Source organism: Aeromonas sp. s12 (assembly GCF_040907925.1).
GTDB lineage: Bacteria > Pseudomonadota > Gammaproteobacteria > Enterobacterales > Aeromonadaceae > Aeromonas > Aeromonas veronii.
This window is the reverse complement of sequence record NZ_JBFOCT010000037.1, coordinates 12,268-36,482: the sequence shown is the minus strand read 5'-3', so window position 1 is coordinate 36,482 and position 24,215 is coordinate 12,268. Positions and strand designations below refer to the sequence as shown.

Genomic DNA, 24,215 nt, shown 5'->3' with positions numbered 1-24,215 from the left:
TATCACGTTTGGTATCACGATACGACGTGATACCACTTTTTTGAGAACGTGATACCACTAGTCGAAGGACTGCGCATGAGAGCAAGTACACTCACCAAGAAGATCAAGGAACAGGATGCTGAAGATGAGAAAGAGGGAAAACTCGGCACCACCAATAACATCAACGTGGGTGATGGCTTGTACCTTCGAAGACTCCCCAGCGGCACCCGTAAATGGGTATTCCGCTATACCAACTTTGCTAAGAAGCGAGTCTGGTTCACGATAGGGTCATATCCTCATTTATCGCTGGCTCAGGCTCGTGGTGAGGCCTCCCGCCTAAATGCCGACATAGAAAATGGCAAAGACCCGTCAGCAGAGCGCAAACGCGATCAGCAAGAGATTATCAAAACCGTCGATCAGCTGTTTCTCGACTGGTATCAGCATGATGTCAGCCGACGACTGAAGAACCCGCAAATCCCCCAGCGTATCTACCGGAAAGAGATAGCCCCACACATTGGCAAGCTGGCATTGAAAGAGGTTAATGCCCGCGATATCCGCGCCATCATCCATAAAGTCGCTAACTCTGGGCGCAAGGCCACAGCGAACGATGCCCTGATGGTCTGCAAGCAGCTGTTCAAACATGCCATCAAGCTCAACTTGGTTGACTACAGCCCAGCACAAGCATTCACCATGTCAGATGCTGGTGGACTGGAAATAAGCCGGGATCGCATCCTGAGCGTGGATGAACTAGATGTACTGTTCAGGGTACTACGCAAGCATCGCGACCAGTTCGCCCGAGAGAACTACCTGGCGATCGCCTTGCTGGTTCATCTTGGTGTGCGTAAAAACGAATTGATTGCCGCCATGTGGAGTGAGATCGATTTTGACGAGCAAGTATGGCGACTCCCAGCAGAGCGCAGCAAAACCGAGGTGGCGATCACCGTACCGCTGAGTGCCACCAGCCTGGAGTGGTTCAGCGAACTAAAGGTGCGCGCCTGCGGATCGCCCTATGTCTTCCCATCTCGGCGTGCCAGCAAACGGCGCGGATATATCTCCAGTGACACCCTTAACCATGCCCTGGCCAAACTGTTTGGCCAGAAGGTCGACAGCAAGAAGCAACCGACTGCCAATATGCTGGGTGAAGCTGGCCTGGAGCACTTCACTGTCCATGACTTGCGACGGACCTGCCGCAGCTTATTGGCATCGTTAGGGGTGCCAAGCCACATTGCCGAGCGCTGCCTTAACCACAAGCTCAAAGGTGTTGAGGGGATCTACAATCGTCACGATTACCTGAACGAACGCAGGGAGGCATTTGAAAAATTAGCCTGCATGCTGACACCCATCATCAACGACATGCCGAATGTCGTTCCCTTCACCAAGCAACTTTCAAGATAAGGCTGAGTCATTAGCACTATGAACCATGCACCAAATCCACTCGACATACTTCCGCTCAATAGCTCCATCAAGCAGATCATGGAGCAATATCCTGAACTGAAAGAGTCATTACTGAAGGTTAAAATTGCATTTGATTGGCTTGAAGGGGCCGACCTTAAGTTGCAGCAACTCAGTAGCAAAAAAAGTTTTTTTGAGTTGGCGGAATTAGCCAAGCGAGATGATGCGGGTTTGGATGGTGATAATCCATTCGAAGGCGAAGAACCATACCTGTTGTTGAACCAAGATATCTGTCATGGGCTGGGCGCCCTTGGTCTTCGGCACCTGGCCAAACATATTCACACTTTGACCACTCGAGATGTTCTGCTGGCACGTGCAGTGCCTCATCAACGGCTGCGGCAAAAAACATCACGCAAAGCCAAAGAGTATGGCCGAAAAGGGGGTGCAAAAAATTCAGAAAAACGACAACCATTACGCGATGAAATAGGAAGACTTGCCCGCCCGCTCTTCATTGAAAATCCAAAACTTAAAATTATAGAGTGTGCGCGGCTAATTGAGAGAGAAGTCCTCGAGTTCATCAAAAAATCCCCACATGAATATAAAGATATTGGCAGCAAAAATGACCCAGATGAATACTTTGAATTTATTAAAAGTTATGTGAGTGAACATAAACGTCAGTGCGCAAAAAATAAGCATTCGAACATGAGCTACCCCCCTAGCTGCATTTCATAACACCTACGCACACCCCAAAATCCCTCCGAACAAACCCAAACAGCTGATGAGTTTTAACCGGAGGGATTTCATGTATTCAGAGACTAACCGCCAGCAAATCCTTGCGCTCTATGGCCACCCCCAAGACCGTTTAGTACGGGAAAATGAGCGTAAAGCCATCACGACCGTCTCCCGTACTCACGCCTGGGTATTGGAACAAAAGGGGGAATTTCCCAAACGCAAAAAGCTGGGTGCGAGCTGCGCCTGGCTACTTTCAGACCTGCTGGTCTGGATCCACACACGCTGAGAAGAGGTAACAGATGGGAAACAACATCCTGGACTATCTGAAACCCCCAGCACCGGAACCAATCCCGATCGTCAAAATGAAAGAGCTATGCACCTTATTTGGATGCTCTCGCATGACCATCTATCGCTGGATGGCTCATCACAAACTGCCTGCACCAATCAGGCATAACAACAAGCGGCTTATTGGTTGGGATAGGGAAGCAATAAACACCATGTTAAAGCGTAATTAACGCTCAGTGATGGGGGCCTCGAGCCTCCTCTTTTGGGCTCTTAGTGTGACAACCTGTGACATTTATTACGTTTTTTTCCCTGACGTTGGCAGAAACCAACATGCCCCAACGCCTTGACCTGACTGGGCTGCCAGCAACGGGGCAATCCCTACAAGAACAGGATATTAATAATATGGCTTTTATTGAGAATAATTCTCGAGAATATCTTAAGCCTAATTTTGAGTACGGTGGTCATTACTGGCCGGTGATCTGCAGATACCAGATCCGTAAAGACATCATGCACGGCATATTCAAGTTACTCGGCCAGTTCTATGAGAAATCTAGCAAACTAATCGCGATCAGGTTGGAGCTAAAAATGAAACAATGGAGCCCGGATAACAAGCTCGTCAGCCTTTTTTTCAAACAGCTAAAGCGCAAGTTATGCAAGCATTACGGCCGCTGTTACCACGGGTATATCTGGGTGAGAGAACAGAACCATGCCACTGCCCAACACTACCACACCGCATTGCTGGTGGACGGGCACAAAGTCAGACACTCCAACACCATCAAGCAGCTCGCTGAGTGTATTTGGCAACACGGCTATTTGAGTCTCCCCAAATGCCCCTTTTACAGGGTTCATCGCAGTCAAATCCCGCGATTCCAAGCGTTGATCTACCGCTTGAGCTATTTGGCCAAAGCTGAAACAAAAGGAGACCGGCCACCAGCTGTCAAGGATTACCAAATCAGCCGTAGTATCAGGAAGCAGTAACTATGCATAAGCGAATTTATGCCCCAAGGATTCCATCTGAAATCCCTTTATTGAGCCAAATGGGTTTCTATCAGCGCAAGCGATTTTGGCGTTATCACCAAGAGAATCTGGCAAGGTTAGTGCTTCATAAGGGGATTAGTATCAAGGAGTATGCCGAGATGCACGGCCTTGAGTTGCGACTGGCTTATACAAAGTTCAGGAGCGTGGGTGTAGCCGCGCTTAGACAAAAATTTTGGGCTCGACATCGCAAGCAATTTAACCAAGAGCTGGCCGCTAACGGGATGACGGTTGAAGCCTATATCGAGCGGCATAAGCTACATCAAAAGAATGCGCGGCAGCAGTTAACGCGCAAGCCAATGAGTGCAATCTGGGAGATGCATTGTCGTCGTTATGCACACCAATCAACATTCAGGAAACTCACCATCGCCCAGTACGCAAAAGAGAATGATTTGAACCCCTCCACGACTCGACACTACATCCATAAAGGTGATTGTTAACCAAAATAAAAAATCCCAGAGAGCATGTAAAAAATCACAACCAACAAAAATACATATAAATATCAATAGGTAAGGTCTGTGCTACGTGATCACTTATGGTATGAGGTGATCATCAATCACGCACAGACCCCCATCTGGTGGCTGGTGGATATAGATCGTCCACCAGCCATCTCATAGTGCTTTGCAATGATCCCCCGCACACTCCAGATGCCATCCACTGGCCCCAAGCAGGTCGCTGTGACAAGATAAACCCCCTGTTTTTTCTCGCTCCGGTCGCCCGATGAAAGAAACCCTGCCCAGCTATGAAGCCATGATGCCTGCCGTGCTCAAGGTATTGGCCGATGGTGTCGCCCGCCCTCTACGTGAGGTATTCGAGCGGGTTTGCCAGCACTATGCCTTTACTCCTGAGCAGTTGGCCGACACCTTGCCCAGTGGCCGCCAAACCACGCTGCGCAGCCGGGTTGGCTGGACCAAGACCTATCTGGTCAAAGCGGGTCTCATCGAGCAACCCAAGCGGGGCATTTGCCTTATCACCGAACGGGGTAAGGCGGCGCTGGTATCGGGGCAATCTATCGACAACCACTATCTGGCCCAATTCAACGAGTTCGTGGCGTTTACCCTAGCCTCCAGTGAGAGCGCAGGCAATACGCAACAAGCCATGGCGATCCCGACAGACACGCCAACACCAGAGCAGGCCAGCACCCCTCAAGAGCAGATTGAGCAGGCACTATCTGCCATCAATCGCTCCCTTGCCGATGACCTGCTTGCCGAGATCTTGGGCCTTTCCCCTCGTTTCTTTGAACAGCTGGTGGTCGATCTGATGGTGGCCATGGGCTATGGCGGCAGCCAGCAGGATGCGGCTCGCACCACTCGTTACAGCAGTGATGGCGGGATCGATGGCATCATTAAGGAAGACCGACTGGGGCTCGACTCCATCTACCTGCAGGCCAAGCGCTACACCGATAAAACCGTCGGACGTCCCGAGATCCAGTCCTTCGCGGGGGCGCTGGATCTGCACAAGGCCCGCAAAGGGGTCTTTATCACCACCGCCAGCTTTAGCCGTGAGGCGCAGGAGTATGTCGGACTGATTGAGAAGCGCATCGTGCTGATCGATGGTGCTCGTCTTGCCGCCCTGATGATTGAATACGGCGTCGGCGTCACCACACGCCAGACCCTCACCATCAAGACCCTGGATTCGGATTACTTTCTGGAAGATTGACTACCATGCCAAACAAGTCACTGAACTTCGAAATGCTGCGCCGCAAATGGCCCGAGATAGCCGATCTGGGGGCGATGGCGGAGAGATATGTCTACGACGACCCGGAGACCTCACTGGTAAAACTACGCAACATGGTCGAGTTGATCGTGCGTTGGATTTATCGGGAAGAGCGTTTGCCCCAAGGCTATCGACCCAACCTGTTCGATCTCATCAAGGACGATGTATTTGTCGACCTGATGCCAAAGCCCATTCACGGGAAACTCGATATCCTGCGCCAATACGGCAACAAAGCCGCTCACGGCGAGAAGTGCGAGCAGAAGCACTCGGTCTGGCTGCTCAAAGAGGGTTGGCTGATCGCCGCCTGGCTCTATATCCGCTACGACAACGGCAATCAGCAGGAATGTGGCAGTTTCACCCAGCCAGCGCAGCAACCCGTTGAACTGACAACAGATGCGTTGAAGAAAAAGGCACATGAGCTGGAGAAAGCCTGTGCCGCCCTCAAGGCGGCCGAAGAGCGTGAGATCGCTATTCTGCGTGACCTGCAGCAAGCCAAAGAGCAGGCCGACGAGCTCAAAGCTCGCCTAGAACAATCCCGTCTGAAGAACCAGCAAGCGGTCAGCCTGCTCGACATGAACGAGGCCGAGACTCGCCGCCGCCTTATCGATGCCCGCCTGCTCGATGCCAACTGGGATATCTCGAATGATGGCAGCGATACCGAACAAGTCAGTCAGGAAGAAGCCACCCTCAAGCAGCCCACCAAGACAGGTAAGGGGCGCGCTGACTATGTGTTGTGGGATGACAACCACCAGCCGCTGGCGGTGATTGAAGCGAAAAGCACTCAGGTCGATGCCGAAGCAGGACGCCAACAAGCCAAGCTCTATGCCGACTGGCTGGAGGAGAAATACGGTCAGCGCCCGGTCATCTTCTACACCAATGGCTACGACATCTTTATCTGGGATGATCATCCCGCTCATGGCTATCCACCACGCCGCCTGTTCGGCTTCTACAGCAAGGCGAGCCTGCAACACCTGATCCAGCAGCGCACCAGCAAAAAGGATCTGTTGCAAACCCCCATCGACACCAATATTGCCGGGGGCGGGACTCGCCTCTATCAGTTGGAATCCATTCGCCGCGTGGCGGAATCGTTCAGCAATAAAAAGCGCAGCGCCCTGATCGTGCAGGCCACCGGCACCGGCAAGACCCGCGTCTCCATCGCCCTGACCAAGTTGCTGCTTGATGCCCGCTGGGTGAAACGGGTGCTCTTTCTGTGCGACCGCAAGGAGCTGCGCAAACAGGCCCGCAACGCCTTCAACGAATTTATCAGCGACCCTCTCTGCGTAGTCGGTTCCAGTGACAAGGCGACCCAGCAGACCGCCCGCATCTTTATCGCCACCTATCCCGGCATGCTCAATATCATGGAGCAGTTCGATGTGGGCTATTTCGATCTCATCGTGGCCGATGAATCCCACCGCTCCATCTACAACGTCTACGGGGATCTGTTCAAATACTTCGACTGCCTGCAAGTGGGCCTGACCGCGACGCCAGTCGAGATGGTTAGCCGTTCCACCTGCCAGCTATTCGGTTGTGACTACAAGATGCCCACCGCCGAATACTCGCTGGAAAAGGCCATCGAAGATGATCATCTGGTGCCCTACGAGGTGGTGACTCACACCACCAAATTCCTGCGCGAGGGGATCAAACGCGACAATCTGACCGATGAGCAAGTAGCTCAACTGGAAGATGACGGCATCGACCCCAACGAGCTCGATTTCGATGCCCAGAGTATCGACAAGGCCATCTACAACAAGCCGACCAATGCCGCCATCATGCGCAACTTGATGGAGAATGGCATCAAGGACAAGGATGGCCAGTTGCCGGGCAAGACCATCATCTTCGCCCGCAACCACCAGCATGCCCTCTTGCTGCAAGCCGTGTTCGATGAGCAATACCCCCAGTTTGCGGGTAAGTTCTGCCAGGTGATCGACAACTACGACCCCCGTGCCGAGCAGTTGATCGACGACTTCAAGGGCGATGGCAAAAACCACGACCTTACCATCGCCATCTCGGTAGACATGCTCGATACCGGCATCGACGTGCCCGAAGTGGTCAATCTGGTCTTTGCCAAACCGCTGCGATCCAAGGTGAAGTTCTGGCAGATGATCGGGCGCGGCACCCGCCTGTGCAAAGATCTGTTCGGGCCGGGCAAGCACAAGGAGAAGTTCCGCATCTTCGATCACTGGGGCGTGTTCGACTACTTCGAGCAGGAGCCCGAAGAGGTGGAGCCTGCGGTCAGCAAATCCCTCGCTCAGCAACGCTTCGAGGCCTGGTTGCAACTAGGGTGCAGCGCCTTGAAGAAATTTGACCGGGATGCGCTCGACAAGGTGACCCTGCTACTGCGCTCCCAACTCGATGCGCTGGATGACAGATCCATCTCGGTACAAGAGCGCTGGAAAGAGAAGGCACGCTTGAGCGATCCCAAGGTGCTGCGGCAATTTTCACCGGCTACCCAGCAGGCGCTGCTCACCGAAATGGCCCCCTTGATGCAGTGGCTCGATGTACGCGGCCAAGGTGATGCTCTGCGCTTTGATATGGACATGATCGCCGCCCAGCAGGCGCTCTATGACAACCCGGAGCAGTTGATGCAGAGCTACCACAAGGTGGCGGAAAAGGTGGAACTGCTGCCGCCCCATTTGGCGCAGGTACAGCAACACGGCGAACTGATCAATCAGTTGCGCGAGCTGCTCTGGTGGCAGCAGGCTGATTTCGATCAGCTGGAACACGCTCGCATCACCCTGCGCGACATCATGCACTTGATGGAGAAAACCCCCACTCCTTCAAGCCCGCCGCTGGTCACCAACATCAAGGAAGACGAGGGGGAGTATCAGACCGGCCAGCGTAAGACCAATATCAAATCAGTGGATTTCAAACTCTACCGCAAGCAGGTACAGGGCGTGCTGGAACCCCTGTTTGACAGCAACCGGGTGCTGCAAAAGATCCGTCGTGGTCAGCCGGTTACCGACCAGGAACTGGACGAACTGCGCAAACTGGTGCTGGTGCAAAACCCCAACGTCGATATCAAGGTACTGACCGACTTCTATCCCGAAGCCAGTGCAGGGCTCGACAAGATCCTGCGTACCCTGGTGGGGATGGATGGAGAGGCGGTGGCCGCGCGTTTCACCGCCTTCGCCGCCGAACATCACCTCAGTGCGGTTCAGATGCGCTTCCTCGATCTGCTGAAAAACCATATCCGCACCTTTGGCACCATCGAGATGAAGCAACTGTTCGAGCAGCCATTCACCTCGGTCAACAGTCAGGGGGTGACCGGGGTTTTCCCCGATATGGCACAAGTCATGGCCCTCAAGGCCATCGTCGACGGGTTTGCCGTCGAAACCGGAAAGGCGGTGCCCTAAAAAGCGGAAGGAGCATCAATGCCCATCCCGCCAAAAATCGCGGTACAATCGCGGCCATTCCAATCTGGCACTGATGGCCCGCCCTGTGCGGGCCGCTTATTCTAGTCTGTTGGCCGCCCACTGACGCGCCAGCAGCCTCTCAATCTTGTATGGAACAATCATGATCACCGGCGAACTGAAAAGTAATATCGACAAGTTGTGGGAAGCCTTCTGGGTCGGCGGCATCACCAACCCGCTGACCGTGATCGAGCAGATCACCTTCCTGATGTACTCCCGCATGCTCGACATGCAGGAGAGCAAGGACGAGCAGCGGGAGGTGCTGGCGGGCATTCCTTTCAAACACCGCTTTGCCGAGTTCGAGCAGGACTATCGCTTCTCCCGCTACGCCAATCTGGGGGCGGACGAGATGCTGGAGACGGTGCGTGACGGCGTCTTCGATCACTTCCGCAGCCTCAACCACGAGGGCTCCATCCTCAGCCACTTTATGAAGAATGCCCGGCTGGAGATCGTCAAACCGAGCCTGCTGGTCAGCGCGGTGGAGATGATCAAATCCCTCCCCATCGATCAGGGCGATACCAAGGGCGATCTCTACGAATACCTGCTCTCCAAGCTCACCACCGCCGGGATCAACGGCCAGTTCCGTACCCCGCGCCACCTCATTCGCGCCATGGTCGAGATGATGGAACCCAACCCCGCCCGCCATGAACGCATCTGCGATCCTGCCTGCGGCACGGCGGGTTTCCTCTCCAACAGCTACGAATACATCGTCGAGCGCTACACCAGTGCCGACAACGTCCACAGCCAGCTGGTGGCCAACGAACGCGGCGAGCTGGAAGAACAACAAGTCTTCGCCGGCGATCTGCTCGCCGACTATCGCCACCACGTCGATACCGACATGTTCCACGGCTACGACTTCGACGCCACCATGCTGCGTATCGCTGCCATGAACCTCATCATGCACGGAGTCGAACAACCCGACATCCACTATCAGGACACCCTCAGCCAGGGCTTTCGCGATCACTTCCCGGACGCCAGCAACGAAGGCTTTCACCTGATCCTCGCCAACCCGCCCTTTACCGGCACCCTGGACGAGGAGGACATCGACCCCAAGCTGCTCGGCAAGGTCAAGACCAAGAAGACCGAGCTGCTGTTTATCGCCCGCATCCTGCAAATGCTCAAAATCGGCGGGCGCAGCGCCACCGTCGTGCCGCAGGGGGTACTGTTCGGCTCATCCAGGGCCCATGTGCAACTGCGCGAGCTGCTGGTGGAGCACAACCAGTTGGAGGCGGTGATCAACCTCCCCTCCGGCGTGTTCAAGCCCTACGCCGGGGTCGCCACCGCAATCCTCATCTTCACCAAGGGCGGCGCTACCAGCAATGTCTGGTTCTATGACCTGCAAAACGACGGCTACAGCCTCGATGACAAGCGGAGCCCAATAAGCCAGAACGATCTGCCCCATCTGGTCTCAAGCTGGCAGCACTACCGCAAGCAGGCTCATATGCCGGTCGGCAACTTTATCGGCCACCAGCTCAGCCGCCAGCTCGCCGAGCAGTTCCCCAATAACGAGCATCTGAAAGACGAGGGGGGCGTTGAGCGGGATTATCAGGATCGCACCCAGCAAGCCTTTATCGTGCCCAAGGCCGAGATAGCCGCCCAAAAATACGATCTCTCCATCAACCGCTATAAAGAGGTTGTCTATCAGGAGGAGAGCTATGAAAACCCCAAGGTCATTTTGGGGAAATTAAAGGCATTGGAAGCGGAAATTCTGGCCGATCTGGCAGAGCTGGAGAAAATGTTATGATGTTGCGAGCCTGCGATTTCGATAAGTCATGGCCAATCGTTTCTTTAGATAAAGCTGTAGATTTTCTTGATAACTTAAGGAAACCAATAAAAGCATCGGAGCGAACTGAAGGCGACTTCATTTATTACGGTGCAAATGGACCACAGGGAACCATTGATGATTACATCTTTGACGAGCCATTAATTTTGCTTGCTGAAGATGGAGGTCATTTTGGAAATCCGAATAGAGACATTGCTTATATCGCAAATGGGAAATATTGGGTTAACAACCATGCTCACGTTCTAAAGCCAAAAGATGGGGTTGATATTAACTTCCTGTATAGAGTATTACAACGATACGATGTAACCCCATATATAAAGGGTGCAACCAGAGCGAAATTAACCAAAGGGGACGCATCCAAGATACTTATTCCTGTTCCTTCACCTGAAGTGCAGAAACGCATTGCCGCGATTCTGGATAAGGCCGACGCCATCCGCCAGAAGCGCCAGCAAGCCATCGCCCTCGCCGATGATTTCCTGCGCAGCGTCTTCCTCGATATGTTCGGCGATCCCGTCACCAACCCGAAGGGGTGCAAATTACTTCCAATGACCGAGGTCTTCCACATTAAAACTGGAAAACTGAACTCCAACGCAGAAGTAAAAAGTGGCGTCTATCCTTTCTTTACCTGTGCAAAAGAAGTCTATCGCATTGACCATTATGCCTTTGACCAAGAAGCTCTATTGTTAGCTGGGAACAACGCGCAAGCAGATTACGATGTTAAACATTACATAGGTAAATTTAATGCCTATCAGCGCACATATGTATTGTCACTAAAGAACGAGAATTGGAGCTATCCATTCTTTAAGTTTGCATTGGAGTTTCAACTTAGCAATCTGAAAAACTCATCAAAAGGCAGTAATACGAAATACATCACTATGGAAATAATGAGCCGAACAATGCTTCCATCCCCCAGCCCTAGTGAACAGAGTGAATTTGCGACTTACTTTAAGCAACAAATGGATATGCGAAATATATTAGATAAATCCCAACAGGAATCCAACGCCTTATTCAATTCTTTAAGCCAAAAAGCCTTCTCCGGCCAGTTATAACAATAGTGGGAGCACAGGATGAAAATTAGCGCACTGACTATAGGCGGGTTTAAGGGCATAGCCCAAACAGCTCATATTCCCCTGGCACCGATCACCCTACTCTTTGGTGCCAACAGCACCGGTAAGAGTACCGTGCTGCAAGCCTTGCTCTATCTCTATGAGGTGATCGTTGAGCGCAATTTTGATCCCCAGTACAGCTCCATTACCGGTGAGCAACTCTGGCTTGGCGGATTTCACAACCTGGTGCATGGCAAAGATCTCAACAACACCATTACCTTGGGCGCTACGTTGGACTTTCGGGATGCTACCGCAGATATCTGGCACGATTTCCTGACCACCCCAGAAGATTGGCTGCTTGAAACCAACTTACACTACGGGCCGGATGCAACCGCGGACATCATCTCATTTGAGCTGGATATCAGCTGGGATGACTTCAAACACAGAGCATTCGTCAGCCGCTTCGAGTGCTCAAGCCAAGGGCAAACTTACCTACGGTTTGAGGTGCAAGCGGGCAAACCCGATGTGGCCATTACTCACTATGCTCCACTTCCCCATTGGTACATCGATGAGGCCTTTGAGTTAGGAAATGTTTTTGCTTCCGGCCAGTGGGAAACCGTATATATCCGAGGCCAAGATGCCCTCCCTCCCGTTACCAGACGAATTGACTTGTCTGGAGCCCAAGTCACATGGGAGGAAATTTATCCTGATCATCCGTTGGCAGCTCGTCTGTTTGTCGAAGCAGCACTATCGCAAGCCGCACTGGCACCACTTCGACTCCTGGGCCAAAAGCTGCTCAACTTGCTCCATATAGGCCCATTGAGAATTGTGCCTGGAAGAGGAACTGTGCTTGAAAGCAGGCCCAAGAGTAGCCGCTGGTACGATGGCACGGCAGGCTGGGATCACTTTGCTTTTGGTTCTGATGGGTATCGCAAGCAGGTTAATCAGTGCTTCAACCATGTGGATTTGCTCAATTCCAGTTATCACTTCAAAGCCAGCTTTCAAGGAGAGGCTCCGCTACAACAGCGTCAGGTGCAATTAACCGAAGCTAATGCCAATACACCGCTGCGCCCTTGTGATGTCGGTGTCGGAGTATCTCAAGTATTCCCCTTTATTGCCGCCACCAGTCTGGAACAATCTGGCGTGATGGTCTCTTGCGAACAACCCGAGCTGCATATCCACCCCAGATGGCAGCTCAGCCTCGCCGATATGATGCTGAACGCCTGCCGCAAGGATCCAGAACGGATGTTTTTGGTAGAAACCCATAGCGAGCACCTGATGTTAAGGCTGCTTAAGCGACGCCGCCAATCCGCAGAGGGTGACATCACTGATAATCACAGCTGTTATTGCCGCAAAGAAGATATCCAGATTATTTTCTGCGAGCAGGAGAACGGAAAAACGCGCCTGCTGCCGATCAAGACAACTGACGAAGGGGAATTTGATGCCCCTTGGCCAAATGGTTTCTTTGCTGAACGCCGGGGGGAGCTGTTCTAATGCTGCATCTCGAATTTGCTATCTCCCCGAACCAAATCCGAAATATGGCCGACCTCAACCTGTTAGAGGCCCGTTTGGGATTTGATAAAGGAGCGGTTCTCTCGCGCTTCCCTGAAAACTGGCTTAAAGAGGTATCAGACCACCTTGCCACTGCGTTAAATGCCCAGCAGATAGATAAAGCAACAGAGAAACTCCTCAGGATCAAAGAGTCACGCTTGGTTAGCTTTAACCGTGAATACGCGGGAGCCCCATGGCGTGAAGCTGCAGTGGACAGCCATCAAGCCCAACCTTTCCACCGTGTTGTTGACGGAACGACAGATAATCGCCCGTACTACATCGCTAACTGGCAAGACCTTGATGATGACGATTTTGATTTCAATACTCAGTTTAATCGTGACGCGACATCACTTGCTGGAGCGGCCAAGGCCTTATTACTGAATGCCGAAAAGGTAACTATCTATGACAACTACATTTGCCCAACACGCCCTGGCTGTCGAAAAACTCTGCTAGAAATAATGCGTTTTTGCCTGAAGCCTGTTGAGCTCCATGTATTTTCCGAGGAAGAGAGAAAGCCAGGTAGAACACAACGAGAGCAAGCATTGGCGCACTTCCAAAGAGATTTACCTGCAAATGTCTCTCTATTCTGGTACTGGTTGGACGATGCTGGAGACGGTCTTTTGCATCAACGCGGCTTATTCACGGGCAAGGGGGGGGTTATCTATGATAGAGGCTTCGAGGAGCCTCGAGATCTAGACCAACGAAGAACACCAACCACGATCACCCCGATGCCTCGCGTTCTGCTAGAAGACCGCTCTCGCCTATTTAATCCTGCGCAACTTGGTACTGGGCTATCTCTTGTTGGGTCAGCATGGCAATCACATCCATAACTCGTGCAGCCACAACAACCGTCAGATATACGGAGTAAACAACCATGACTTGTTTCAGCATCGAAGACCTGGCTGACCTCAGTGCTCTGAGCGAGTCAGAACAAGTCGAGTTTAAGTGGGGGTCAGGCCGGTATTTTGTGCCTATACCGTCAGCTACAATGGACTCCATTCAGTAAAACAAGTGGAAAAACTTACCATAATGGTAAACAATGTGATAAATGTTAGTGCCTATACGGGGCAACCACCGGATCAAGCCGGAGATGAACGAATCTACATCGACAATGGCCCGCTCTACCCTGTAGACGACGTGCGGCAGTTACTTGATGCGGGGGATGACAAGACCACTCTCTGGACACGCAAGTGCATTCAGGATGTTACCGGATTGGGTTATGAGATTGCCGATGTGCGCCAGTTGCTCCAGCAAGCCATTACCGAAGGCCATTACCTGAATTCGGAGTGGTGCGTACAGCGGCCAACTGGCCCATGGGCAGCCTGTGACGGCTACCGGCTACAGCGCAACGAGTGGGTCGACACGGCGCGCAAAGAGATGCGTTTTGAATATTATGTGAAGTTTGCGATTGGTAAGACGGGGCAAATCTTGCTGCTGGTCTCCTGCCATATGTCGCAATAAGGGATCCAAGATGACGATTCAAACTTGTCCGATTTGTGGGGCTGGGCTGTTACACCCCCACAGTGAATTAATGGCCGTTGAGCATTTGGGCCAGCACGGCACCATCGAAAGCCACTATGCCGTATGTGATGCTTGTGGCAGTGCGCAAGCGGGGGCCACCGAGGCACGCTTAAACAAACGCGCCATGATCGCATTTAAAAAACGGGTGCAAGGTCTACTGACCGGCAACGAAGTGCGCGAACTGCGCAAGCGCTGGGGGTTGAGCCAGGAGGATGCCGCCAAAGCTTTTGGTGGCGGCCCGGTCGCCTTCTCCAAGTACGAAGCGGACGACGTGATGCAATCCGATGCGATGGATAAGTTATTACGGCTGGCTGCCGACGTCCCCGCCGCGCTGGATAAGCTGCTGGCCGATGCCAAAGTCCTACGCCAGGCCGAACACTGGGAAAATGTCGTTGTGGTAAGCTTCGCCCAGTATCGCCAGGCAAAAGCTGCTTTGGTGCAACGCCATGAGATCTCGAACGAGGTAAGTTATGGCTAAAGTCAGCAAGTCTCTACAGCAGGCCATTGAGAGCCTGCACATCGCCGATGTCTATCTCAAGGCAACCCGAGCCCAAAGTCAGGATGAATTCGATCCGAAGTTTTTTGATGCACAGACCGAACTGCAGGTGCAACAGATGCACGTCGTGCGCCGTAGCGAAGTGATTCAGATCGAGGGTGATGGCCAGCTACTGCGGGTCTATATCCGTCTCGGGGCACGTTGGATCATGCCACGCGAAGGCGATGAACCAGAGGTCAAAGCCTTTGTTGAGGGTGATTATATTGCCGAATACCAGATGGTCGTCCCCCTGGAACAGGCCGCTATCGATGAATTTGCCCTGAAAAACGCCAGCTACCATGTCTGGCCGTACTGGCGTGAATTTCTAAGCTCTCAGTGCGAGCGCCTGCGCCTACCCCGAGTCGTCCTGCCCACCACACAATTTTCTCGGCAATAGGGATCTGCGGCGAGTTCAAGCAAAAGAGTTATACCCTGCCGGGTGTCTCGCACCCTACACCGGATGAGGTTTTCTCTTTTGCCTCAACATCCCAAGAGATGGGTAATGGTAGCTCCACACATAACGAAGAGAGCTCCACATATAGCGGCCAGAGCTCCACACATAGCGAAGGGAGCTCCACATATAACGACCCAAGCTCCACACATAGCGATGAAGGATCCACAGAAAACGCAACTAGAGATCTGCACGGGCGGCTAATCTCAGAGCATTTTGACGCCCCCTATATCGATGATGTGGCTCACCTGACTGAAACTATGCGCCAGCATCTCTTCCAGCTGGCTTGCGAACCGCGCCAGAAGAAGCGCCTAGACCGCAGCACCATGGAGGCCGCACTGATCCAAGTTTGTCAGGGGCATTTCGTCTCCATCTCTGCACTTGCCAGCATCGTCGAGAGAGATGCCCAGTCCATCCGGCAGCAGTATCTGAAATCGTTAGTGGACTCAGGCAAGCTCAGGCTGGCGTTCCCACAATATAAAACGCACTCGAAACAAGGCTACATCGCAGTTGCTGTTGGTCATTGATAGCACCACTCTCAAATCCCAAGGGAGAGCTGTGCCCCTAGGTGTATGGTCCCGAAATGAGGTGGTGCAATCGCAGCTATTTCCAGAGTGGTAGTCACAGCCGAACCTTGAACTCGATCGATTGGATGGACGACGGCTTTGCCTGTCAGTCCTGTGCAGAAAAAAACTCGGTGTGGAATCCCCCGGTTTAGTCAGATGGTACGTGGCAAATGTGGTATCACAAACGGTATCACATTGGGATTTAAGGTCTTAATAAATAGCCATAAGCCATTGAATTTCATTAACTTAAAATGTTTATACAACATTCAGATCCAGAACATCGAATGATGGGTCGCTGACTATCCGGTTGTTGCCTGCAAAAGAGCCCTTGATTCCTCAAGGGCTCTTTTATTTTCAGGCCATGAGATTTCCACCAGTGAGCCAACGAGCGAGAGAAGCCCTAGCCTATCGGCATCACCAGCGCCGGTTGGTGCGGGTCACTCAGCCGCTCGGCCAGATAGTCCACCAGCAGCCGCACCTTGGGGGAGAGGTGGCGGTTGTGGGGATAGAGGGCCCAAATCCCCTCGGCCGGGGCCCGCAGTTCGGGCAGCAACTCGATCAGCTCGCCTCGGGCCAGATGGTCGCTCACGTAGTAGTCCGGCAGCTGGATGATGCCGATCCCCTTGAGCGCCGCATCCAGCAGGGCGTGGCCGCTGTTGCACTGCAACAGGCCGCGCACCCGCACGCTGTGGGGGCGGCCATCCAGGGTGAAGTGCCACTCGTCGCTGTTGCCCACCAGACAGGTGTGGCGGGTCAGCTCGGAGAGGCTGTTGGGCATGCCGTGGCGAGCGGTGTAAGCCGGTGAGGCGCAAACATAGGGCACCCGCTGCGCCAGCTTGCGCGCCACCAGCGTCGAATCCTTGAGATGGCCGAGCCGCAGCGCCAGATCGTAGCCCTCGTGCACCAGATCCAGCAGCTGGTTGGTGAGGTTGAGGGTCACCTCCAGCTGGGGGAAACGCACCATGAAGTCATTCACCAGCGGGGCGATGCGGCTCTCGCCGTAGGAGACGGGGGCCGTAATGCGCAGCGTTCCTTGCGGCACCGCCTGATGGCGCCCTACCGCCAGCTCCGCCTCGTAGAGGTTGTCGAGCAGCTGACGACAGTGGCGATAGTAGATCTCGCCGAGCTCGGTGAGCCGCACCTGACGGGTGGTGCGCAGCAGCAGCTTGGCCTGCAGCCGATCTTCCAGCTGCGCCACCTGACGGCTGACTTGCGCCACCGACACCCCCAGCTTGCGCGCCGCCGGGGTAAAGCCCCCCTGCTCCGCCACGCTGACAAATTCACAGATCCCTTCCCAGCCGAACATTATTACCTGTGTGTAAAAGTGATTTGAGATTTGCCCTCATTATCACCAAATCGACGGGAAACTACACTGAATGTCCGAACTCATCTCTGTTCACCCTGCTCAACAAGAAGGATGTCATTCATGGCACAGGTTCAAAGCATCAAGTGTAAAGCCGCCATCGCCTGGGGCCCGGGTCAGCCCCTCTCCATCGAAGAGATCGAGGTCATGCCGCCGCAAGCGGGCGAGGTGCGGGTGCGCATCGTCGCCACCGGCGTCTGCCACACCGATGCCTTCACCCTCTCCGGTGAGGATCCGGAAGGGGTCTTCCCCTGCATTCTCGGTCACGAGGGGGGCGGTATCGTCGAATCGGTCGGCGAAGGGGTCACCAGCGTCAAGGTGGGGGATCACGTGATCCCGCTCTACACCCCCGAGTGCGGCGAGTGCAAGTTCTGCAAATCCGGCAAGACCAACCTCTGCCAGAAGATCCGCGCCACTCAGGGTAAGGGGCTGATGCCGGACGGCACCACCCGCTTCTCGAAAGATGGCCAGCCCATCTATCACTACATGGGCACCTCCACCTTCAGCGAATACACGGTACTGCCGGAGATCTCCATCGCCAAGGTGGACCCGGCCGCCCCGCTGGAAGAGGTCTGTCTGCTCGGTTGTGGCGTCACCACCGGCATCGGCGCCGTGATGAACACCGCCAAGGTGAAAGAGGGTGAGAGCGTCGCCATCTTCGGTCTGGGGGGCATCGGCCTCTCGGCGGTGATCGGGGCTCGTCTGGCCAAGGCCGGTCGCATCATCGCCATCGACATCAACGAGAGCAAGTTCGAGCTGGCCCGCAAGCTGGGCGCCACCGACTGCATCAACCCGAACGACTACGACAAACCGATTCAGGAGGTGATCGTCGAGCTGACCGACGGCGGCGTCGACTTCTCCTTCGAGTGCATCGGCAACGTCAAGGTAATGCGTGCGGCGCTGGAGTGCTGCCACAAGGGCTGGGGCGAGTCGGTCATCATCGGCGTCGCCGGAGCGGGTCAGGAGATCAGCACCCGTCCGTTCCAGCTGGTGACCGGTCGGGTCTGGCGCGGCAGCGCCTTCGGCGGGGTACGCGGTCGCAGCGAGCTGCCGGGCTATGTGCAGCGCTACATGCAGGGTGAGTTCCGCCTCGATGACTTCATCACCCACACCATGGGGCTTGAGCAGATCAACGATGCGTTCGCTCTGATGCACCAAGGCAAGAGCATCCGCACCGTCATCCACTACTGAGCATGATCACCCCGCCCGCCATCGTGGGCGGGGTGCAGGAGTCCTTCGATGAATCTGGAGATTATCAGCAGCAACAAGAGCTTCGGCGGCTGGCACAAGCGCTATCGCCACCACGCCAGCGTGCTCGGCTGCGAGATGAATTTTGCCATCTATCTGCCGCCCCAGGCCCTCACCGGCCAGAAGGTGCCCGTGCTCTACTGGCTCAGCGGCCTCACCTGCACCGATGAGAACTTCATGCAGAAGGCGGGCGCCCAGCGTATCGCCGCCGAGCTCGGCATCGCCCTGGTGGCGCCGGACACCAGCCCCCGCGGCGACGGCGTAGCGGACGATCCCGGTTATGACCTCGGCATGGGGGCAGGCTTTTACGTCAATGCCAGCCAGAGCCCCTGGCAGGCGCACTACCAGATGTATGACTACGTCACCCGCGAACTGCCTGACTTGATAGAGACCCACTTCCCGGTCTCGACCCACCGCGCCATCAGTGGCCACTCCATGGGCGGTCACGGTGCGCTGATCGCCGCGTTGCGAGAGCCCGGTCGCTACCGCTCGGTCTCGGCGTTCAGCCCGATCTGCCACCCGAGCCGCTGCCCCTGGGGCCAGAAGGCGCTCGGCGCCTACCTCGGCAGCAATCCGCTGTTGTGGCAGGAGTGGGATGCCTGCCAGCTGCTGCGCCACCAGCCGGTTACACCGCTACCAACGTTGGTAGATGTGGGGCTGGATGATCCCTTCCTCGCCGAGCAGTTGCATATCGATGCGCTGGCCGAAGTGGCCGCCAGCAAGGAGTGGCCACTGGAGCTCAACCGCCACGAGGGCTATGACCACAGCTACTACTTCGTGGCGAGCTTTATCGAGGCGCACCTGCGCTTTCACGCCCGCCACCTCTGATCAAAACAGGCCCGTAACGGGCCTGTTTCAGTTGGTGTTGTGGTGATCGGACAAGATCCGCCTTGCTGCTCGTGGTAACGGCATGCCAGAGCAGAGCATCAGTGGTAGCAGCCTCCGCATGATACCGGCTTGCCCTGGCCAAGGTCGGCCGATTACCCTTGAGGATTGCGATGGAGGAGGAATCCCGTGAACTACGACGTTTCGTTGTTGGAGATAAAGCTGTTTCTGATGACCACCCGGTTTGGCAGCTTTTCAGATGTGGCGCGTCGGCAGGATATGACCCCTTCGTCCGTCTCGCGCAAGATGGCGCAGTTGGAGGAGAAGGTGGGCTCCAAGCTGCTGCACCGCCATACCCGCTCCATCTCCCTCACCGAGGAGGGGGTCGCCTTTGCCAAACAGTGCGCCGAGATCCTCCAGCAGTATGAGCGGGTGGTCGGCCAGATCGAGCAGCGGGCGGACACCCCGAGAGGCACAATCCGGATCAGCGCGCCGGTCGCCTTTGGCCGGCTGCACATCGCCCCCTATCTGACCGAATTGCTGGAGCGCTACCCCCTGCTCAAGGTCGAGTTGCAGCAGACGGATCACTATGTCGATCCGGCGGCCGAGTCGATCGACCTGCTGATCCGCATCGGGATCTCGCAAGACTCCTCCCTGCGGATGAAACAGTTTGGCCAGCAGCACTACGTGATGGCGGCCAGCACCGACTACCTCAATCGCCATGGCGAACCGGCCAGTCCGGATGAGCTGGTGCAGCACAACTGTCTGGTCTTCAAGGGGAGCAATGGCCTGCAACGCTGGTTCATCGGCCAGGAGCAGCTGCAACCCTATGAGGTGAGCGGCACCCTCTACAGCAACAATGCCGATACTCTGGTTGCCGGCGCGGTGGCGGGTGCCGGGATTGTAGTGTTCCCCACCTGGCTCATCGGCGAGGAGCTGAAAACCGGACGGCTCAAGCCGATCATGACCCGGTTCACCGTCTCCACCAGCGTGGAGCAGCAGGTGATCAGCGCACTTTATCTGGAGACCGACCAGCTCGCCGCCAAGGTGAGAGTGGTGATCGATTTTCTGGCGGGAAAATATGGCACTCCCTGCTACTGGGATGCCAGACAGATTTAGCCAGACAGCCTGCCGGTCAGCTTGTGCAGCATCGGCAGCAAGACAAAGACGGCGCAGGCCACGATCACGCTGTCGATGAGCAACACCGCGACGGGTGCGGCGGGGTCGAGCTGCCATCTCGCCAGCAGCGGCGCCATCCAGCTCGGAATCAGCAGTGTCAGTGGAAAGATGATGGCCAGCACGTGCAGGTATTCGCCTAGCTGTTTTTTCATAAAGCCTCTGATGTTGTGGCAGCCAAGCCAGTGGCAAGAGTGGTATCCCCTTCACCACTGGCGAGCCAGCTACAGCGTGGTGATGTTCCGGGTGCAGATAAAGTGGGCATCCGTGGCAAAGGCCTCAAACTGCCGGATCACCTGCTGCATCTGCGAACTCAGGATCTCCTGCAGAAATTGCGTCTCCGACTCGATGTGGATCACTTCGAAGTAGTCCCACGGCGACGCACTCTGTTGCCCCAGCATCTTCAGCCCCTTGAACACCTCGAACGAGGTGACGCTGTTGAGCCGGTTCACGGTGGGCAGATCGACCTCCCGTGCCCACGCCAGATAATCCGCCTCGTTCGCCCCCGGTTTGAGATTGAAAAAGACCATCAGGGTTGTTGCCTGTTCACTCATTCACTTGTTCCTGTTGTCGGTTCGCCAGATAGATGCAGAGCAGCGCCGCGGCGACGGCCATCATGGCGGCAAGGCGCCAGTAGTTGAGGGGGATGGGGGCATTGCCCAGCCAACCCATGGTATCGATCACCAGACTCATCACCATCTGGCCCAGAATGGTGGCCACAGTGGCGATGGCGACCCCTACCCGTGGAATGGCCGCGACCATCACCACCATGTAGACAATGCCGAACAGGGCTCCGGCCAGCTGCCACTTCGGCACGCTGAGCAGGGTCGCCTGATAGGGCGGCTCAAAGAAGAAGATCAGCAGGGCGGTCACCACAGTGCCCATGGTGAAGGTGAGCAGCGAACTCTGCACCACTCCAACCCGCGACCCCAACTGACCATTGATCGCCGCCTGGGCGCTGAGCGCCATGCCGGAGACGATGGCCAACACGATAATCAGCACCATCAGTTTGCTCCCAGATAGGTAAACAGCAGCGCCAGCGCGATGCAGCCAAGTGCCACCAGCCGCAGAGGACGGGTTGCCCGTTTCTGCATGCCAAACCAGCCGAAGTAGTCGATGGCAAAGCTCTTGGTCACCTGCCCCAGCAGGACGCAGATCATCGTCATCGCCACCCCCAGCATGGGGGTCGAGAGAGTGAGCGCCACCACATAGACGGGGCCGAGCAAGCCACCGATCAGCTGCCATTTCGGCACCCCATGCCACCCTGTGGATGGCCCCCGCACCGTGAAGAAACGGATCAGCCAGAGCAGTGCAGCCCCCACACCGAAGATGCTCAGGGTGGCCCACAGATGGCCCACCTGTTCACCAAGCGGGCCCAGCAGGCCCGCTTCGAAGGAGAGGCCCATGCCGGCCATCACGATTAGCAAAACCGGGAGCGCGTTCATCGTGGATCAAACAGGGCGACGGGTGATTGACGGCTATAGGCCTTGCCCTGCGGATAGGAGACCAGCTCCAGCTGCATGCCCCATGGCGCAAGAAAATAGACCCAGGACTCCCCTGCTGTCGGCCCTTCCGTCATACATGTCGGCTCGCCCAGCACGGCGATCCCCTCCTCCTTCAGGTAAGCCACTGCCGCCGCCATGTCATCCACATAGAAGGCGAGATGGTGGCCACCGATATCGGCGTTGTTGGGAGCCTTGAGGTTGCGCTCGATATTGCTGGCGTACTCGAAGATCTCCAGATTGATCCCTTTGGCATTCATCACCGCAATACGGGTGATCTCGGCGCGGGCATTCACGTTGAGGTGCTCCGCCATCCAGTTGTCACTCGCCACAAAGGGCCCGAATTCATAGGCCAGCTCGAAATCGAAGTGGTCGCGAAAGAAGGCGATAGCCTCTGCCAGATTGGGTACGGTAAAGCCGATATGATCGGGCTTTTTCAGTCCTGGAATGGCCATCAGATATCCCCCCGCTCATGACGCAATTTGTTGAGCGCCCCCATGGTGGTCGCACCCTTGTTGAAACCGGTATAGACGGATGCGAAGACGATCAGCTCTTCAAGCTCCTGCCAGGTCGCCCCCTGCTTGAGCGCCATATCGACATGGGCTGCGAAAGGGTTGCCTTCACCGCTGACGTTGAGGGCCATCTGGTCGATGGCGATGGTGATGAGCGCCTTGGTCTTCTGGTCGAGCAGCGGCATGCCCCAGGCTTCACCGGCCACACGGACCGTCATGTCGCCCCAGGTCGGGTGGATGGATTTGAGCCCGCTGACCAGAGCCTGATCATCGAGCACGGCATTTGCAAAAGGTAATAATGTAGTCATCAGTGACGCCTCAGTAGTTGATAAGTTCGCCGTAGCGGATGAGGCGCATTATAGGGAGCGGGATTTATTGAAAAACCGGCGGACCGGAACATCACTTATGCAGGATTTGCACAAATGGCACGGGGAGTTGCGCCATGTTGGAAAAAACAAAACAGGCCCGTTGCGGGCCTGTTTCAGTTGTGGTGATCGGTTGATATCAGCTGCCCGCGCGGGTCACCCCGCCGGAGCCCATGATCTGCTGCTCCACCTTGGGATCGCCCCAGTAGGCGATGTTGCCTGAGCCGGCGATGCCGACTTTCAGCGTCTCCTGCGCCCGCACCGCCACATCACCGCTGCCGGCGATATTAACCTCTACCTCCTTGCCGCGCATCTCGCTCCCGAGCACATCGCCAGCACCGGCAATGTTCAGCTCGATGGCCTGTGCCGAACCGCTGCCCAGCTCCAGACTGCCGGTGCCTGCGATATTCCCTTCCAGCCGTTTCAGCTCCAGCTGACTGGCGACGATGTCACCGGTACCGGCCACCGACAGCACCAGATCATCCCCCTTGAAGCCGCTCAGATCGCCGTTGCCGGTCCCGGCCAATGCCAGTTCGTTCAACACCGGCAAGGTGATGGTCAGCTCCAGCGGCTCGGTAGGATCGAGCCGGTAACCCTCCTTCACCTTGATCTCCAGCTTGTCGCCGCTCTCGGTCAGCACCAGATAGGGCAGCAGGTTCTCCTGCCCCTTGATGAGGATACCGCGCGGCTCCCCCGCTACCAGATGGAGGGTGGCAGGCACCCCCGCCAGCACCCGGGTCACCCCGTCACCGAGCCCCTGCTGGCGCTCGACCACAGCCCCCGCGCCGGTCACTCTGGTCTGATCCAGCCAGTGACAACCACTGAGCCCCGCCATCAACATGACAACCATCATCCATTTCATCGCTACTCTCCTCCTTATGTGTTGGCCATCCAGGGCCAATTGGTTTTCATGCTCTGCAAAGCGTGAGCCAAAAATTAACATAATGATTCAAAAGGAAATAACTATTTCACCCAGAACAAACCGAAGAATTAAGAGAGCCATTTAGACCATATTTTGGTGAAAATAACCATTCTCGAACGGATATGATTGTGGCTGATTGGCGGGTCGTCCTGCCGGTCACTATGCTGACAGCCCGTGGAAGTTTTTAATTGCCCTGCCGGTCTGTTGAGCCAATAGTGGTACTTCGTGCGTACCAAGCTCTCCATTGCGGTAATGTAATTACCACTGTCTTGTCAGTCTTCACTGCCAACAAGGAGTCAG

Annotated in this window: 27 protein-coding genes; 19 read left to right on the top strand and 8 right to left on the bottom strand. The window is 55.3% G+C overall.

What is annotated here, in order from left to right:
- Positions 1-75: 75 nt before the first annotated feature.
- The 16 genes from AB5Y67_RS19270 (at position 76) to AB5Y67_RS19195 (ending at position 15,963) form a co-directional block, all read left to right on the top strand.
- Positions 76-1,374 (top strand): site-specific integrase, encoded by a 1,299-nt coding sequence (locus tag AB5Y67_RS19270; RefSeq protein WP_123174004.1) that lies wholly within the window; start codon positions 76-78, stop codon positions 1,372-1,374.
- Positions 1,375-1,452: 78 nt separating this feature from the next.
- On the top strand, positions 1,453-2,103 hold the full coding sequence (locus AB5Y67_RS19265; protein ID WP_164461909.1) for a hypothetical protein: 651 nt from the start codon (positions 1,453-1,455) through the stop codon (positions 2,101-2,103).
- A 70-nt stretch (positions 2,104-2,173) separates the two neighbouring features.
- A complete protein-coding gene (locus tag AB5Y67_RS19260; RefSeq protein WP_139400148.1) occupies positions 2,174-2,389 on the top strand; it encodes an AlpA family transcriptional regulator in 216 nt (71 codons plus the stop codon).
- A gap of 13 nt (positions 2,390-2,402) precedes the next feature.
- A complete protein-coding gene (locus tag AB5Y67_RS19255) occupies positions 2,403-2,618 on the top strand; it encodes an AlpA family transcriptional regulator (RefSeq protein ID WP_123174006.1) in 216 nt (71 codons plus the stop codon).
- Between the two features lie 55 nt (positions 2,619-2,673).
- Positions 2,674-3,366, top strand: coding sequence for an inovirus-type Gp2 protein (locus AB5Y67_RS19250; RefSeq protein WP_234832694.1), 693 nt, complete (start codon positions 2,674-2,676; stop codon positions 3,364-3,366).
- A gap of 2 nt (positions 3,367-3,368) precedes the next feature.
- On the top strand, positions 3,369-3,863 hold the full coding sequence (locus tag AB5Y67_RS19245; protein ID WP_123174008.1) for a hypothetical protein: 495 nt from the start codon (positions 3,369-3,371) through the stop codon (positions 3,861-3,863).
- A gap of 280 nt (positions 3,864-4,143) precedes the next feature.
- On the top strand, positions 4,144-5,082 hold the full coding sequence (locus tag AB5Y67_RS19240; protein WP_123174009.1) for a restriction endonuclease: 939 nt from the start codon (positions 4,144-4,146) through the stop codon (positions 5,080-5,082).
- 5 nt (positions 5,083-5,087) lie between these two features.
- Positions 5,088-8,492, top strand: a complete 3,405-nt coding sequence (locus AB5Y67_RS19235; protein ID WP_236271991.1) for a DEAD/DEAH box helicase family protein — start codon at positions 5,088-5,090, stop codon at positions 8,490-8,492.
- A gap of 160 nt (positions 8,493-8,652) precedes the next feature.
- On the top strand, positions 8,653-10,293 hold the full coding sequence (locus AB5Y67_RS19230) for a class I SAM-dependent DNA methyltransferase (protein ID WP_123174011.1): 1,641 nt from the start codon (positions 8,653-8,655) through the stop codon (positions 10,291-10,293).
- Complete coding sequence (locus AB5Y67_RS19225; RefSeq protein ID WP_123174012.1) at positions 10,290-11,381, top strand: restriction endonuclease subunit S; 1,092 nt, start codon at positions 10,290-10,292, stop codon at positions 11,379-11,381. The genes AB5Y67_RS19230 and AB5Y67_RS19225 overlap by 4 nt, the downstream gene beginning before the upstream one ends.
- Before the next feature lie 18 nt (positions 11,382-11,399).
- Positions 11,400-12,872 carry an AAA family ATPase gene (locus AB5Y67_RS19220; RefSeq protein ID WP_193860883.1) on the top strand — a complete coding sequence of 491 codons (1,473 nt, stop codon included), beginning with the start codon at positions 11,400-11,402 and terminating at the stop codon, positions 12,870-12,872.
- The gene (locus tag AB5Y67_RS19215; RefSeq protein ID WP_270659585.1) at positions 12,872-13,759 is read left to right on the top strand and encodes a hypothetical protein; all 888 of its coding nucleotides are present in this window, start codon (positions 12,872-12,874) and stop codon (positions 13,757-13,759) included. Before AB5Y67_RS19220 ends, AB5Y67_RS19215 begins: the two co-directional genes overlap by 1 nt.
- Before the next feature lie 181 nt (positions 13,760-13,940).
- Positions 13,941-14,390: a hypothetical protein gene (locus AB5Y67_RS19210; RefSeq protein WP_236271989.1), complete on the top strand. Its 450-nt coding sequence runs from the start codon at positions 13,941-13,943 to the stop codon at positions 14,388-14,390.
- Between the two features lie 10 nt (positions 14,391-14,400).
- A complete protein-coding gene (locus tag AB5Y67_RS19205; RefSeq protein WP_123174016.1) occupies positions 14,401-14,928 on the top strand; it encodes a type II toxin-antitoxin system MqsA family antitoxin in 528 nt (175 codons plus the stop codon).
- Positions 14,921-15,382 carry a preprotein translocase subunit SecB gene (locus AB5Y67_RS19200; RefSeq protein WP_123174017.1) on the top strand — a complete coding sequence of 154 codons (462 nt, stop codon included), beginning with the start codon at positions 14,921-14,923 and terminating at the stop codon, positions 15,380-15,382. The genes AB5Y67_RS19205 and AB5Y67_RS19200 overlap by 8 nt, the downstream gene beginning before the upstream one ends.
- 314 nt (positions 15,383-15,696) lie before the next feature.
- A complete protein-coding gene (locus tag AB5Y67_RS19195; protein ID WP_123174018.1) occupies positions 15,697-15,963 on the top strand; it encodes a hypothetical protein in 267 nt (88 codons plus the stop codon).
- A 439-nt stretch (positions 15,964-16,402) separates the two neighbouring features.
- Here the strand turns inward: AB5Y67_RS19195 and AB5Y67_RS19190 are convergent, their stop codons facing one another.
- A complete protein-coding gene (locus tag AB5Y67_RS19190; protein ID WP_042055364.1) occupies positions 16,403-17,308 on the bottom strand; it encodes a LysR substrate-binding domain-containing protein in 906 nt (301 codons plus the stop codon).
- Between the two features lie 120 nt (positions 17,309-17,428).
- Here AB5Y67_RS19190 and AB5Y67_RS19185 point away from each other — a divergent pair, with 120 nt between their 5' ends.
- From AB5Y67_RS19185 to AB5Y67_RS19175, 3 genes are all read left to right on the top strand, one after another.
- The gene (locus AB5Y67_RS19185; protein ID WP_199427674.1) at positions 17,429-18,556 is read left to right on the top strand and encodes an S-(hydroxymethyl)glutathione dehydrogenase/class III alcohol dehydrogenase; all 1,128 of its coding nucleotides are present in this window, start codon (positions 17,429-17,431) and stop codon (positions 18,554-18,556) included.
- Between the two features lie 48 nt (positions 18,557-18,604).
- Positions 18,605-19,441: an S-formylglutathione hydrolase gene (fghA, locus tag AB5Y67_RS19180; protein WP_199427673.1), complete on the top strand. Its 837-nt coding sequence runs from the start codon at positions 18,605-18,607 to the stop codon at positions 19,439-19,441.
- A gap of 186 nt (positions 19,442-19,627) precedes the next feature.
- Positions 19,628-20,557: a LysR family transcriptional regulator gene (locus AB5Y67_RS19175; protein WP_150390094.1), complete on the top strand. Its 930-nt coding sequence runs from the start codon at positions 19,628-19,630 to the stop codon at positions 20,555-20,557.
- Here the strand turns inward: AB5Y67_RS19175 and AB5Y67_RS19170 are convergent.
- The 7 genes from AB5Y67_RS19170 to AB5Y67_RS19140 all read right to left on the bottom strand — a co-directional run bounded on the left by AB5Y67_RS19170 (position 20,554) and on the right by AB5Y67_RS19140 (position 23,855).
- A complete protein-coding gene (locus AB5Y67_RS19170) occupies positions 20,554-20,769 on the bottom strand; it encodes a hypothetical protein (protein WP_042010302.1) in 216 nt (71 codons plus the stop codon). The genes AB5Y67_RS19175 and AB5Y67_RS19170 overlap by 4 nt on opposite strands.
- A 69-nt stretch (positions 20,770-20,838) precedes the next feature.
- On the bottom strand, positions 20,839-21,168 hold the full coding sequence (locus AB5Y67_RS19165; protein ID WP_150390093.1) for a hypothetical protein: 330 nt from the start codon (positions 21,166-21,168) through the stop codon (positions 20,839-20,841).
- Positions 21,161-21,619 (bottom strand): DMT family transporter, encoded by a 459-nt coding sequence (locus tag AB5Y67_RS19160; protein WP_033114721.1) that lies wholly within the window; start codon positions 21,617-21,619, stop codon positions 21,161-21,163. Before AB5Y67_RS19160 ends, AB5Y67_RS19165 begins: the two co-directional genes overlap by 8 nt.
- Positions 21,619-22,059 (bottom strand): DMT family transporter, encoded by a 441-nt coding sequence (locus tag AB5Y67_RS19155; protein WP_150390092.1) that lies wholly within the window; start codon positions 22,057-22,059, stop codon positions 21,619-21,621. Before AB5Y67_RS19155 ends, AB5Y67_RS19160 begins: the two co-directional genes overlap by 1 nt.
- Complete coding sequence (locus AB5Y67_RS19150; protein WP_047439072.1) at positions 22,056-22,571, bottom strand: VOC family protein; 516 nt, start codon at positions 22,569-22,571, stop codon at positions 22,056-22,058. The genes AB5Y67_RS19155 and AB5Y67_RS19150 overlap by 4 nt, the downstream gene beginning before the upstream one ends.
- Positions 22,571-22,936: a carboxymuconolactone decarboxylase family protein gene (locus AB5Y67_RS19145; RefSeq protein ID WP_047439074.1), complete on the bottom strand. Its 366-nt coding sequence runs from the start codon at positions 22,934-22,936 to the stop codon at positions 22,571-22,573. The genes AB5Y67_RS19150 and AB5Y67_RS19145 overlap by 1 nt, the downstream gene beginning before the upstream one ends.
- A 196-nt stretch (positions 22,937-23,132) precedes the next feature.
- On the bottom strand, positions 23,133-23,855 hold the full coding sequence (locus AB5Y67_RS19140) for a head GIN domain-containing protein (protein WP_199427672.1): 723 nt from the start codon (positions 23,853-23,855) through the stop codon (positions 23,133-23,135).
- Between the last annotated feature and the right edge of the window lie 360 nt (positions 23,856-24,215).